14 protein-coding genes are annotated in these 12,629 nt (G+C 35.4%); 7 read left to right on the top strand and 7 right to left on the bottom strand.

Features of this window, described 5'->3' with window-relative positions; translation table 11 throughout:
- Nucleotides 1-41: 41 nt before the first annotated feature.
- The 3 genes from pflB (at nt 42) to A6J74_RS14390 (ending at nt 4,671) form a co-directional block, all read left to right on the top strand.
- On the top strand, nt 42-2,291 hold the full coding sequence (pflB, locus tag A6J74_RS14400; protein ID WP_000192129.1) for a formate C-acetyltransferase: 2,250 nt from the start codon (nt 42-44) through the stop codon (nt 2,289-2,291).
- A 69-nt stretch (nt 2,292-2,360) separates the two neighbouring features.
- Entirely contained in the window at nt 2,361-3,092 is a 732-nt protein-coding gene (gene pflA, locus A6J74_RS14395; RefSeq protein WP_000238486.1) for a pyruvate formate-lyase-activating protein, read from the top strand.
- Nucleotides 3,093-3,504: 412 nt separating this feature from the next.
- Entirely contained in the window at nt 3,505-4,671 is a 1,167-nt protein-coding gene (locus tag A6J74_RS14390; protein ID WP_000594698.1) for a diglucosyl diacylglycerol synthase, read from the top strand.
- Between the two features lie 459 nt (nt 4,672-5,130).
- On the opposite strand, the gene A6J74_RS14385 is transcribed toward A6J74_RS14390, so the two are convergent.
- The 4 genes from A6J74_RS14385 to A6J74_RS14370 all read right to left on the bottom strand — a co-directional run bounded on the left by A6J74_RS14385 (nt 5,131) and on the right by A6J74_RS14370 (nt 8,338).
- Nucleotides 5,131-5,250: a YfhE family protein gene (locus A6J74_RS14385; protein WP_000358484.1), complete on the bottom strand. Its 120-nt coding sequence runs from the start codon at nt 5,248-5,250 to the stop codon at nt 5,131-5,133.
- A gap of 110 nt (nt 5,251-5,360) precedes the next feature.
- Nucleotides 5,361-5,918: a GNAT family N-acetyltransferase gene (locus tag A6J74_RS14380; protein WP_000914740.1), complete on the bottom strand. Its 558-nt coding sequence runs from the start codon at nt 5,916-5,918 to the stop codon at nt 5,361-5,363.
- A 241-nt stretch (nt 5,919-6,159) separates the two neighbouring features.
- Complete coding sequence (locus A6J74_RS14375; RefSeq protein WP_000698290.1) at nt 6,160-7,290, bottom strand: amidohydrolase; 1,131 nt, start codon at nt 7,288-7,290, stop codon at nt 6,160-6,162.
- 142 nt (nt 7,291-7,432) lie between these two features.
- Complete coding sequence (locus A6J74_RS14370) at nt 7,433-8,338, bottom strand: TIGR01777 family oxidoreductase (protein WP_000684404.1); 906 nt, start codon at nt 8,336-8,338, stop codon at nt 7,433-7,435.
- Between the two features lie 81 nt (nt 8,339-8,419).
- On the opposite strand from A6J74_RS14370, the gene recX reads away from it, so the two are divergent.
- Nucleotides 8,420-9,232 carry a recombination regulator RecX gene (gene recX, locus A6J74_RS14365; RefSeq protein ID WP_000268511.1) on the top strand — a complete coding sequence of 271 codons (813 nt, stop codon included), beginning with the start codon at nt 8,420-8,422 and terminating at the stop codon, nt 9,230-9,232.
- 13 nt (nt 9,233-9,245) lie between these two features.
- Nucleotides 9,246-9,563 (top strand): YfhH family protein, encoded by a 318-nt coding sequence (locus A6J74_RS14360; protein WP_001057037.1) that lies wholly within the window; start codon nt 9,246-9,248, stop codon nt 9,561-9,563.
- A 64-nt stretch (nt 9,564-9,627) separates the two neighbouring features.
- On the opposite strand, the gene A6J74_RS14355 is transcribed toward A6J74_RS14360, so the two are convergent.
- Together A6J74_RS14355 and A6J74_RS14350 are read right to left on the bottom strand one after the other, a co-directional pair.
- Nucleotides 9,628-9,780: a YpzG family protein gene (locus tag A6J74_RS14355; protein ID WP_000122093.1), complete on the bottom strand. Its 153-nt coding sequence runs from the start codon at nt 9,778-9,780 to the stop codon at nt 9,628-9,630.
- A gap of 49 nt (nt 9,781-9,829) precedes the next feature.
- Entirely contained in the window at nt 9,830-9,988 is a 159-nt protein-coding gene (locus tag A6J74_RS14350) for a small, acid-soluble spore protein K (protein WP_000517891.1), read from the bottom strand.
- A 122-nt stretch (nt 9,989-10,110) separates the two neighbouring features.
- Here A6J74_RS14350 and A6J74_RS14345 point away from each other — a divergent pair, with 122 nt between their 5' ends.
- Entirely contained in the window at nt 10,111-10,377 is a 267-nt protein-coding gene (locus A6J74_RS14345) for a YfhJ family protein (RefSeq protein ID WP_000998161.1), read from the top strand.
- A gap of 23 nt (nt 10,378-10,400) precedes the next feature.
- Here the strand turns inward: A6J74_RS14345 and A6J74_RS14340 are convergent, their stop codons facing one another.
- Nucleotides 10,401-11,381, bottom strand: a complete 981-nt coding sequence (locus tag A6J74_RS14340) for a metal-dependent hydrolase (protein WP_000379139.1) — start codon at nt 11,379-11,381, stop codon at nt 10,401-10,403.
- Nucleotides 11,382-11,531: 150 nt separating this feature from the next.
- Between A6J74_RS14340 and mutY the strand changes: the two genes are divergently transcribed.
- Nucleotides 11,532-12,629 (top strand): A/G-specific adenine glycosylase, encoded by a 1,098-nt coding sequence (gene mutY / locus A6J74_RS14335; protein ID WP_000171373.1) that lies wholly within the window; start codon nt 11,532-11,534, stop codon nt 12,627-12,629.

Here is a 12,629-nt window from a genome sequence, read left to right as displayed (position 1 = left end):
AAATCTTATTCCTGTACTAATCAAAAATGGAGGAGATTAGGATGACTCAAATATTAGAAAATGTAAAAAACGCATGGGAAAACTTTAAAGGTGAAAAATGGAAAGCAGAGATTGATGTTCGCGATTTCATTTTAAATAATGTAAACGTTTTCGAAGGGGACGAATCTTTCTTAGCGGGAGCAACTGAAGCAACGAAAACACTTTGGGATCAAGTAATGGATTTAACAACAAAAGAACGTGAAAACGGTGGCGTTCTTGATATGGATACAAAAATTGTTTCTTCTATTACATCACATGAACCAGGATATTTAAATAAAGATATTGAAAAAGTAGTCGGTTTCCAAACTGATAAGCCATTTAAACGTTCATTACAACCATATGGTGGTATTCGTATGGCGGAACAAGCTTGTGAATCTTATGGATACGAAATGGATAAAGAACTTAGTAAGATTTTCAGAGACTGGCGTAAAACTCATAATCAAGGTGTATTTGATGCATATACACCAGAAATGAAAGCGGCTCGTAAATCAGGTGTTATTACTGGTCTTCCAGATGCATATGGACGTGGACGTATTATCGGTGATTACCGCCGAGTAGCGCTATATGGTATAGATCATTTAATTGAAGCGAAAAAAGCTGATTTTAATTTAACTGGTGGTGTAATGAGCGAAGAGACAATGCGTTTACGCGAAGAGTTATCTGAGCAAATGCGTGCACTTCAAGAATTAAAACAAATGGCTTCTTCTCATGGTTTTGATATTTCTAAACCAGCAACAAATACACAAGAAGCTTTCCAATGGTTATACTTCGCATATCTTGCAGCAATTAAAGAGCAAAACGGAGCTGCAATGAGTCTTGGACGTACTTCTACATTCTTAGATATTTACATTGAAAGAGATTTAGAAAATGGTACTTTAACAGAAGAAGAAGTACAAGAAATCGTGGATCACTTCATTATGAAATTACGTCTTGTGAAATTCGCAAGAACACCTGATTATAATGAATTATTCTCTGGTGACCCAACTTGGGTAACTGAATCTATCGGTGGTATGGCTTTAGATGGTCGTCCATTAGTAACAAAGAACTCATTCCGTTTCTTGCATACATTAGATAATTTAGGACCAGCTCCAGAACCAAACTTAACAGTTCTTTGGTCTAAACAATTACCAGAGAACTTTAAAAACTACTGTGCAAAAATGTCTATTAAAACATCAGCAATTCAATATGAAAATGATGACATTATGCGTGCTGACTACGGTGATGACTACGGTATTGCTTGTTGTGTATCTGCAATGAGAATCGGTAAACAAATGCAGTTCTTCGGCGCACGTGCAAACTTAGCGAAAGCATTACTATATGCGATTAACGGCGGTAAAGATGAAAAATCTAAAGCTCAAGTTGGCCCTGAGTACGCACCAATTACTTCTGAAGTATTAGATTATGAAGAAGTTATGCATAAGTTTGATATGACAATGGAATGGTTAGCAGGTCTATATTTAAATACATTAAACGTTATCCACTATATGCACGATAAATATAGCTACGAGCGTATTGAAATGGCGCTTCATGATACAAATGTTCTTCGTACAATGGCGACAGGTATCGCAGGATTGTCTGTAGTAGCAGACTCATTAAGTGCAATTAAATACGGAAAAGTAAAACCAATTCGTGATGAAAATGGTATTGCAGTTGACTTTGAAATTGAAGGTGATTTCCCTAAATATGGTAACAATGATGATCGTGTAGATGAAATCGCAGTAAATCTTGTGAAAACATTTATGAATAAACTTCGTAAGCATAAAACATACAGAAATTCTGTTCATACAATGTCAATCTTAACAATTACATCTAACGTCGTATACGGTAAGAAAACTGGTAATACTCCAGATGGCCGTCGTACTGGAGAACCATTTGCACCGGGCGCAAACCCAATGCATGGTCGTGATACAAAAGGTGCATTAGCATCACTATTATCTGTAGCTAAATTACCATATGAAGATGCACAAGATGGTATTTCCAATACATTCTCTATTATTCCAAAAGCACTTGGTAAAGAAGATGATGTACAAGTACGCAACTTAGTATCTATGCTTGATGGTTATGCAATAAAAGAAGGACATCACTTAAATATTAACGTATTTAATCGTGAAACATTAATGGATGCAATGGAGCACCCTGAAAAATATCCACAATTAACAATTCGTGTATCTGGTTACGCTGTTAACTTTATTAAATTAACTCGTGAACAACAAATTGATGTAATTAACCGTACAATGCATGAAAGCATGTAAGTGAAAAAAGTGTCCCTCCGCTTTTAATATGTAGTGGAGGGAGGCTGTTTCAATAAAGGAGGAAGTAACATGGTAAAAGGAAGAATACATTCTGTAGAGTCTTGTGGTACTGTTGATGGCCCAGGGATTCGTTATGTCATATTTACACAAGGGTGTTTATTACGTTGTCAATATTGCCATAATGCTGATACGTGGGAGATCGGTAAAGGAAAAGAAATAACAGTTGAAGAAGTAATGCAGGATGTGACATGTTACCTTCCATTTATTGAAGCTTCTGGAGGCGGTATAACAGTTAGTGGTGGAGAACCATTATTACAGTTAGATTTCTTAATTGAATTATTTAAGAAATGTAAGGAAGTTGGAATTCATACAACAATTGATTCTTCTGGAGGTTGTTATTCTGAAGAGCCAGAATTCCAGCAAAAGTTGGATAAATTAATGGATTATACAGATTTAGTTTTATTGGATTTGAAACATATTGATTCAAAGAAACATCGTAAATTAACAGGGAAATCAAATGAACATATTTTACAATTTGCTCGTTATTTATCGGATAAGAATAAACCGATTTGGGTACGACATGTATTAGTTCCAGGTGTTACTGATAATGAAGAGGATCTGCAAAAATTATCTAGCTTTATTCAAAGTCTGTCTAATGTTCAGAAAGTTGAAGTGCTACCATATCATAAGCTTGGTGTATATAAATGGGAGGCGCTTGGGCATAAATATCCACTCGCAAATGTAGAACCACCTACGGAAAAAAATGTAGAACAAGCGAGACATATTTTAAAAGCAGTCTAATCCAAATATTGGATTAGACTTTTTGCTTTCTTTACAATAAAACCTAGAGTATATATATAGAAAAGAGTATACTGAAAAAAGAATATCCATATTTTTGTAAGGAATAAGTGGAGAAATTTACATAATTGTAAAGGGAAATCAAAATAGTAAAAAGAATTAAGAAGTAAAAGAGTGAGTATCATGGAATAGAGAACATTTGTAAGTTATTGCGAAAGCTCTTATAGGAAAGTATAATGTAAAGATATGAGCACGGATAGGATTAAGGGGTCAATCTTATATGCTTTGCATATCCACGACAGGTACATAGCTAACAGGGGAATATTGGAATCCAAGTATGTAATGTTTAAGGAAAATGTTTTTCCTATTGTCGTATATGCAATATGGAGAAACAAAAAGCTAGGAGTGGATTTGTTTGATAAAAAACCCCAAGGTTTTAATTTTAACTGCACATTACGGTAATGGTCATGTGCAAGTAGCGAAAACATTAGAACAAACATTTCGCCAAAAAGGAATTGAAAATGTAATTGTATGCGACTTGTTTGGAGAATCACATCCATTTATAACTGACATTACAAAATATTTATATTTAAAAAGTTATACAATAGGAAAAGAATTATATCGTTTGTTTTATTACGGGGTAGAAAAAATTTATGATAAAAAAATAGCATCTTGGTACGCAAATTTTGGAAGGAAACGTTTGAAATCACTTTTACAAGTGGAGAAACCGGATATCGTTATTAATACCTTTCCAATCATAGCTGTACCTGAGTTGAAAAAGCAAACAGGTATTTCAATCCCTGTTTATAATGTGTTGACGGATTTTTGTGTGCATAAAATATGGATTCATCGTGAAGTAGATCGTTATTTTGTAGCAACTGATCACGTGAAAAAGGTGATGGTTGATATTGGTGTACCTGCGGAACAAATTGTTGAAACTGGAATTCCAATTCGTAATAGTTTTGAGCTAAAGATAAATCAAGACATTATATATAATAAGTATCAGTTATGTAAGAATAAAAAGATTTTACTAATTGTAGCAGGTGCTCATGGGGTACTAGGAAGTGTAAAAGAACTATGCCAGTCATTTATGGCCGTACCTAATTTACAAGTAGTTGTCGTTTGCGGAAAAAATGAAGCTTTAAAACAGGATTTATTAGGATTACAGGAACAAAATTCGGATGCTTTAAAAGTATTTGGTTATGTTGAAAACATTGATGAGTTATTCCGTGTTACTTCTTGTATGATTACGAAGCCAGGTGGTATTACATTAAGCGAAGCAGCAGCATTACAAGTACCTGTCATTTTATATAAGCCTGTCCCAGGACAAGAAAATGAAAATGCGTTGTATTTTGAAAAAAAAGGAGCTGCAGTTGTAATCCGTGATGACAGTGAGGTTTTTGCAAAAACAGAGGCGTTATTACAAGATGATATGAAGCTTCTCCAAATGAAAGAAGCAATGAAAAATATTTATCGTCCTGAACCGGCATGTCATATCGTGGATACAATTTTGGAAGAAAATCATGCAGAGCCGAATCATATACCTATGAAATCACCTGCTCTTGCAGAATCATTTACTTAATATGTAACCCTCTTTTATATGTTTAAAGAGGGTTCCTTTTATTGTAAAGATTCCTTTATCCGGCTATTTGAGGGAAGTAAGACTCCCATCTCGAAATTGGGCGAATGCGAGGAAGTTAGGTGGGAGATAGCTTCCCGTAAAAGCCTTCACTTTATCCACAAAGGGATGCGCTTTCATTAGACGGTAAAGTCGTAATATTAACAACTATATCCACATTGTCCACAATTTTTAGAAAAATATCCACAATTCCAGTAGTTGATATGTGCGAAAATATATAAAAATATCAAAGTTTTTAGAAAAATATTCACAATCATATCGATGTTGTGGATAAAGTTGTCCACAACAAAAGAGTTCCCTTATGTATAAGGGAACTCTTTTAGGTTATTTCTGTCAGTCGGGAAAATTATGTAATGAAAATGAATAATTAGGGGGGAAAACTTCTAATTATTCATTTTCACTTTAAATACTTTTTGAGCGATATCCCGCTGCACGATCTGCTTTTCGAAATTCTCGTTGATATAGAACTTCTTGTGTACTAGATAATGTATTTTTCGCTTTGTCACGTTTCTTTTTATCCATTACAAATCACCTCGTGTCCTAAAGTCACTATCTATCGTTTCCAAAGACATGGGGTGATATACATATATGCCAAACGGTTAATGATTAATTATTATTTCTAAAAATTTAGATTACGCTTCTTTTAAGTGGTGGGCGTCTTGGAATGTTGTATCACGCATTGTTGCAAGTGTATATTGATCTTTTGGAATTTCATATAGATTATATACTTCTTCATTTACGTTAATTTCATCATAAACGGCTTTTCTCGTTTCGTTTGCTAGATTCACATATTGTAGTTTTTCGGCAGCTTTAATAGAACGAATATTTATTTTGCGAATACGCATAAAGATGGTTTCAATATCTAACTCATAGAAAAGTTCGCTAAAAAATGAATCTTTCGCCAATTTATTATAGCCTTTGCCATGGTATGGTTTTCCAAGCCATGTTCCAAGGAATCCAGCTTTTTCTTGCACATCAAATAAAGTAATTGTTCCGATAGGGTTACCCCATTCATCTAAAATTGTGCGTGAAATTAACTCTCCACGCTCTTCGGCTTCAATGGTTTGTTTCGTTAAAAATAAATATTCCTCATAAGAATAAGCCTTTTGACGCACAAAAGGGAAGACAGCTGGATCCACCATTAACTCGTATAGAACGTGGCTGTCGTGTAAGTCGCGTTTTTTCAACACACTAACTCCTCCTCACACGAGGGTAGCATGACGAAAAAGCACCCCACCCTCGAAATTTTTATATCAATCTTTAAAAAATTTCGGGGTGGGAATCGAACCCACTAGAACCAGTTTATAACGCTGGTGGCGCACCATTTGCCTTCCCCATTCATCAATTTGAAAATGATAATCACGACACAAATTGATTATGGTTTCATTCAGTTTATAATCGTATAATACTTTATCTAGTCAAAAAAATAAACTAGTTTTTTTTATTTTTTTTGTAAATTATTTTTCCGTCAATCATAGTTAGTACAGGCTTGGCTAAATAATGGAAAGGATGATGTGTCCATAACACGAGATCAGCGTCTTTTCCAACCTCAATGCTTCCAATTCTATCCTCTAAACGCAAATTTCTCGCTGGAAATATAGTGATTCCTTCCAATGCAGTTTTCTCGTCTAACCCTTCCCTTACTGCGACAGCGGCACAAACATTTAAATATTGAATTGGTGTATAAGGGTGATCAGTTGTTATAGAAACTTCTACTCCATTTTTAGATAATATATGGTAAGTATCCCATGTTTTGTTTTTTAGTTCGATTTTAGACCGGCGTGTAAGAGTGGGACCAACTGAAACTTTTAAATTGTGTTTTGAAAGCTCTTCAACAATAAAGTGTCCTTCTGTACAATGCTCAATACGTAAATCAAGATTGAATTCTGTTGCAAAGCGTAAAGCAGAACTAATATCGTCAGCACGGTGAGCGTGGATACGTACCGGTATTTCGCGGCGTAATGCTTTTAAAATAGGGAGCATTCGAAAATCAGCTTCATGCCCGTAGTGCTGTGCTTCATAGAATGATTCCCGAAGTAACCCCATAATGCCCATGCGTGTTATGGACTCTTTCGTTCCATTACTATGAACCTTTTTAGGGTTTTCTCCAAAGGCAATCTTTAAACCAGCAGGTTCTTGAATAATCATGTGATCAATACAAGTTCCAGCAGTTTTTATTACACAAGTAGTACCGCCGATAATATTTTGACTCCCAGGCATAACGTGAACAGTTGTGATCCCGTTTTGTACAGCGTCTTGAAATGCGATATCAAAAGGATGGATTCCGTCTAAAGAACGGATATGTGGTGTTGAAACTTCAGAGGTTTCATTAGCATCATTTCCAGCCCAACCAGTGCCTTCATCATAGAGACCAAGGTGAGTATGGACATCAATAAATCCAGGTAAGAGATGAAGAGCTCGCGCATCTATAACGGTCATATCTTGAGTAGGCTGAATAGAAGGTTTGACCTCAGCAATTCGTTCTCCTATAACGAGTACATCACCTTGAAACTTGGGAGATGTAATAGGATACACAATGGCTTGTTTGAGCAATATTTTCATAGGTACCTCATTTCTGTTACTTTACAATATTAATGTGATTGAAGAAAAAGTAACTGAAAGGTTATTTGTGTAGTAATGCTCTGAATCCTAGAAAATGAAAGTTTTGAAAGGGAACCCCTTGTAAAACTGTGTTTTAGAAGTACTACATTGTATGCGAAAGTATATTTTGTAATGCATGGTCTATTGTCGGAAATGTGTATTGGTACCCATGTTCAATTGCTTTACTAGGTAATACATGTTGCCCTTCTAGTACAAGTATACTCATCTCACCCAATAAAGCGTGAAGCATAAATGAAGGGACAGGTAACCAATGAGGTTTTCTCATTATAGTTGCCATGGTTTCTCCAAATTCCTTCATTCTTATAGGTAACGGGGCTGTAATATTAAGAGGACCATTAATTTCTTCTTTGTGTATGATGAAATCAATCATGCGAACGACATCATCTATATGAATCCATGATAACCATTGGTTTCCAGATCCAATTGTGCCTCCGATATAAAATTGATAGGGAAGTAGCATCTTTGGAAGAGCACCTCCGTCTGCACCTAATATGACTCCGAATCTTGCGTATATTGTTCTGATTTCAAGAGAACGTGCTTTACATGCTTCTTGCTCCCATAAAAATACTGTTTCTGCTAAAAAGTCATTTCCGGGAGTTTCTTGCTGCTCGGTAAAAGACTCTGTTTCAGAAGTTCCGTAGTATCCAATAGCACTTGCGTTAATAAATGTATGTGGTTTTGTGCTGAGTGTTTGTAGTTGTTTAATAAGTCCTCTTGTCGCTTGAATTCTACTGTTTAAAATTGCTTCTTTTTGTTTTTTTGTCCATCTACTATTGATTGACTCTCCAGCTAGATTAATAACTATATCAATAGAAGAGAGGGGGAAAGTAGGTAAATCTGGTGTCCATTGCACGTATTGAAGGTTAGGGTTTGAAGTTTCAATTTTATTTTTTCGGGTAAGGATATAGACTGTGTATCCTTTTTGAATGAAAAAAGTAGATAGATATTTGCCGATAAAGCCAGTACCACCAGAAATTGCAATTTTCATAATTATTTCCTCCTCATTATATATATTCTTGAAAAGCAAAAATGTTCCTTGACTATGTTAAAATAATAGAGAGGTGAGAGTATGGCTGTCATTACAAAAATAGAAGTGCAAAAACGATCGAAAGAGCGATTTAATATTTATATTGATAAAGGTCAAGGTGAAGAGTACGGATTTAGTGTGGATCAAGTAATTTTAATGAAACATGGATTACAAAAAGGTTTAGAAATTGATGAAATAGAGTTAGGCAATATTTTGTTCAATGAAGAGGTACAAAAAGCATATTTACAAGCAATCTCCTATTTATCCTATCAAATGAGAACGAAACAAGAAATAGAAGATTTTTTACGAAAAAAAGAAGTGGGACAGGCCATCATCTCTGAAGTCGTTTCGAAATTATTACATGATCGATATATTAATGATAAAGAGTATGCCATTTTATATACGCGAACGCAAAGTAATGTGAATCGAAAAGGTCCAACTGTTATAAAAAGAGAGCTGTTAAATAAAGGCGTTCAGGATCTAATCATTACACATAGTTTACAAGAGTATCCAAAGGAGAAGCAAATTGAAAATGCTTTGATTCTTGTAGAAAAAAAGAAAAAATCTTATCAAAAGCATTCATTTTTACAAATGAAGCTAAAGTTAGATGAAATGCTTGTTCGTAAAGGATATTCTAGAGATGTGATTCAAATTTGTTTGGAAGAATTGAAAGACGAAAAAGATGACGAAAAGCAACAAGAAGCTTTACACTATCATGGGAATAAATATTATGAGAAATATAGGAAGTATGATGGATGGACATTCGAAAATAAGATGAAACAAGCGTTATATCGAAAAGGATTTTCTATTGATGAAATAGAGATATTTTTACAAATGAAAAGTGAAGAGGGATGAGGGGAATAATAAGATGAATATGCCAAAACGCTACAGTGAAATGACACAGCATGAGCTTAGAGAAGAAATTGGCGCTTTGAAGGAGCAAGCAGTAAAGGCTGAGCAACTTGGAATTGTAAATGAATTCGATGTATTAATGAGAAAGATGGCTATGGCCCGTGCTTACATGACTGATATAAACAAATTCCATATTGGTGAGACATATGAATTAGTAGAAGAACCTGGTGTATTATTTAAAATTACGTACTTCAATGGGGTATTTGCTTGGGGTTATAAGCAAAATGATAATGAAGAGATTGGGATACCAATTTCCTTGTTGCAAGAAAAATAAAAACCAGAGAGCGAATATCTCTCTGGTTTTCATCTTTGGTAGGCGTTAAAGGAGATAGGAGATTCTAAAATTGGCGTTTTTTACACTCGTTGGCCAATATAATGAGAGACTGGGTTTGTTGCGTCTGTCCGTTAACTTGCGCTTTCGCATGTTTCGGACGAGTCCACGTATGGTTAAATAATTCAGAACGACTATCTAAACGATCACGGTAGCTCATCTTTATCACCTCGTGTAGGAAGTTAATTTTTTAGGCTGTACCTGTACTACTACTCTTCCTGCTGATTTGCAGCACGCATACGTTCTTGTGGGTGCGTGTTAATTGTGCCGTTAGGTCGTTTCGAAGCGAAGCGTGATTTCGCTTTCGGCTGACCGTCGATTTTGCTGTTGTTTTTTGACTCAGACCAAAATTCGGCTTGTTTACCCATTGCGAACGCCCTCCTCATCATCAGTTGATACCTCTTTAAGAAGTATCACTTATAGAATGTGCAAAATAGAAGAAACTATCCTTTAGAAATGAAGGGATAAATAGGTAAAAGGAGATTAGAACATGAATGATATTTATGAAGCATTAACGAAAGAATTATTAGACAAGAATGACAAGCTTTCTTACGGACAAGCTCGTGCGTGGGTTGAATTACTTTGGGAAGATTTTCAAACAACTTATGCGAAATCAGGTCGTTATCAAGGTGAGGAAATGACTGAGCAAGTAGTAAGAACATGGATTAATAATCATGGAGCGCGTCTTCATGAAATGCGTACAAATAATCCGAAATACAGCCATTTAATTAATCAAGAAGACCATTTAAAACATTAAAAAAGCGACTAAAGTCGCTTTTTTTAATGTGGAAGCAATTCCAGTTTCTTTCGAAGTTTTTCTTCGCTGAAAATCCATCCGGTATAAGAATTAATAATATTTAAATTTTGATCGAGCTGAACGATTGCAACGAATGGATAATAATCTTTACTTCGATAGCGCAAATCAATGAATCGAATTTCGTAATAGTTATCATAATCAAAAATATCCCAACGATATACAGGAGAGAAAGATAAGAAGGCCGAGATGTTTTCATCTTGTTTAGCAGCTCTCATAATAGCGTTATCTGGGAACGGTACCCGATCGAACTTATCGTATATCATAATGTTACCACGATGCCATCTCGCAACGTAGTAATAATCAGTCGTAACGACTGCTAAATGATAATGATAAAATCGATAAGAAGGAGAAATGATGATCTTCTCAACATGTTTGAAACGTTTGTGTACAACGCTTCTTATATTTCTATGCATCATAATCCGTCCGATATAGTAAACAATCATTAATATATATGCAGCTAAGGCTGTATATCCTTTATGGGAACCTACGAGCATGCAAGCAATCGCAAGTATATGGATAAAGAAAATCACAGTATCAAACGTATTAATTATGCCGAGTGCGACCCATTTTTTTGTGAAAGGCCGTAACGCTTGTGTACCGTAGGCATTGAAAATATCTACAAAGACGTGAAGAAAGACAGCTATAAATGACCAAAGTAGTAGATGAAGATATGGAGCGTCTGAAAAGAAGGCGAAAGAGATGCCGCTTATAAGGAATGACCAAAGAATTACTGCAGGAATGGAATGAGTAACCCCGCGATGATTTCTTATATATTTAGCGTTATTACGCAATTTTAAAACTGTATCGATGTCAGGAATATTGGAACCAGCAATTGTAGCGAGCATAACTGCTTGTGGTCCAATATCACTTTGCGCTATAGCTGGGTCTAATGTTGCCAAACTACCTAAAGTGACACCCATAACAAGGTGAGTGGCTGTGTCCATAGAAATCCACCTCCGTTTTTTATTAATGTAACTCTTTTTATTCGATACCTCAAGTCCTTTGCCTTCTATTTCCTATGTCATCTTACTTAAATTTTTTCCTAAAAATCTTTATAATAGTACGTATATGCAAAAAAATGAGGGGGATCAAGTTTGACACTTGAAATATTAGAAAAATTTAACATAGAGCAGTTTCAAAATGATTTAATTGGTTGGTTTGAAAAAGAGCAACGCGACTTACCGTGGCGAAAAAATAAAGATCCATACCGTGTTTGGGTTTCGGAAATTATGTTACAGCAAACAAGGGTAGAAGCTGTAAAACCATATTACGCAAATTTTATGGGGAAGTTCCCTACGCTGGAAGCTTTAGCAAATGCTGATGATGAAGAAGTATTAAAAGCATGGGAAGGTTTAGGGTATTATTCTAGAGCACGAAATTTACACACGGCTGTAAAAGAGGTAAAAGAAGTATATGGCGGGATAGTACCGAGTGATGTAAAGAAAATTGAAAAATTAAAAGGAGTGGGACCATATACAAAAGGTGCAATTTTAAGTATCGCATATGGTATACCAGAGCCAGCAGTTGACGGAAATGTTATGCGCGTGTTATCCCGTATTTTATCAGTATGGGATGACATTGCAAAACCGAAAACTAGAAAAGTGTTTGAAGAGATTGTGCGCGAAATTATTTCAGCTGAAAATCCATCTTATTTTAATCAAGGTTTGATGGAATTAGGTGCACTAATTTGTATTCCTAAAAATCCAGCATGCTTACTTTGTCCTGTACGTGAGCATTGTAGGGGATATGCTGAAGGTGTTCAAAAAGAACTACCAGTAAAAAGTAAAGCGAAAGCTCCTACAATGGTACCGCTTGTTGCAGGAGTACTTCAAACTGAAGATGGTCGTTACGTTATTAATAAACGTCCAAGTAGCGGATTATTAGCTAATATGTGGGAGTTTCCGAATATTGAACTTGGCGAAGGGATTCGAAGTCAGAAAGAACAGCTTATAGATTATATGAAGGAAAAGTTTGAGCTTTCGATTTCTATTGATGAGTACGCAATGAATGTGCAACATACGTTTACGCATCGCACCTGGGATATATTCGTATTTTACGGAAAAGTAACTGGTGATATTGTTGAAACAGATACATTAAAGTTTGTATCGAAAGAAGCATTTGAGCAGTTACCTTTCTCTAAATCGCATCGTACGATTTATGAGAGTTGTGTTGAGAAAATTACAATGCAATAA

Source organism: Bacillus sp. FDAARGOS_235 (assembly GCF_002073415.2).
Taxonomy (GTDB): domain Bacteria; phylum Bacillota; class Bacilli; order Bacillales; family Bacillaceae_G; genus Bacillus_A; species Bacillus_A toyonensis.
The sequence above is the reverse complement of the archived record's forward strand: the minus strand, read 5'-3'. Positions and strand labels throughout refer to the sequence as shown.

Excerpts from the sequence above, each read along its gene's own strand:
- pflA (WP_000238486.1), top strand. The coding sequence starts at position 2,361 with ATGGTAAAAGGAAGAATACATTCTGTAGAGTCTTGTGGTACTGTTGAT.
- pflB (WP_000192129.1), top strand. The coding sequence starts at position 42 with ATGACTCAAATATTAGAAAATGTAAAAAACGCATGGGAAAACTTTAAA.
- A6J74_RS14340 (WP_000379139.1), bottom strand. The coding sequence starts at position 11,381 with ATGGACACAGCCACTCACCTTGTTATGGGTGTCACTTTAGGTAGTTTG.
- A6J74_RS14370 (WP_000684404.1), bottom strand. The coding sequence starts at position 8,338 with ATGAAAATTGCAATTTCTGGTGGTACTGGCTTTATCGGCAAATATCTA.
- A6J74_RS14345 (WP_000998161.1), top strand. The coding sequence starts at position 10,111 with ATGAATGATATTTATGAAGCATTAACGAAAGAATTATTAGACAAGAAT.
- A6J74_RS14385 (WP_000358484.1), bottom strand. The coding sequence starts at position 5,250 with ATGGATAAAAAGAAACGTGACAAAGCGAAAAATACATTATCTAGTACA.
- A6J74_RS14360 (WP_001057037.1), top strand. The coding sequence starts at position 9,246 with ATGAATATGCCAAAACGCTACAGTGAAATGACACAGCATGAGCTTAGA.
- A6J74_RS14375 (WP_000698290.1), bottom strand. The coding sequence starts at position 7,290 with ATGAAAATATTGCTCAAACAAGCCATTGTGTATCCTATTACATCTCCC.
- recX (WP_000268511.1), top strand. The coding sequence starts at position 8,420 with ATGGCTGTCATTACAAAAATAGAAGTGCAAAAACGATCGAAAGAGCGA.
- A6J74_RS14355 (WP_000122093.1), bottom strand. The coding sequence starts at position 9,780 with ATGAGCTACCGTGATCGTTTAGATAGTCGTTCTGAATTATTTAACCAT.
- A6J74_RS14350 (WP_000517891.1), bottom strand. The coding sequence starts at position 9,988 with ATGGGTAAACAAGCCGAATTTTGGTCTGAGTCAAAAAACAACAGCAAA.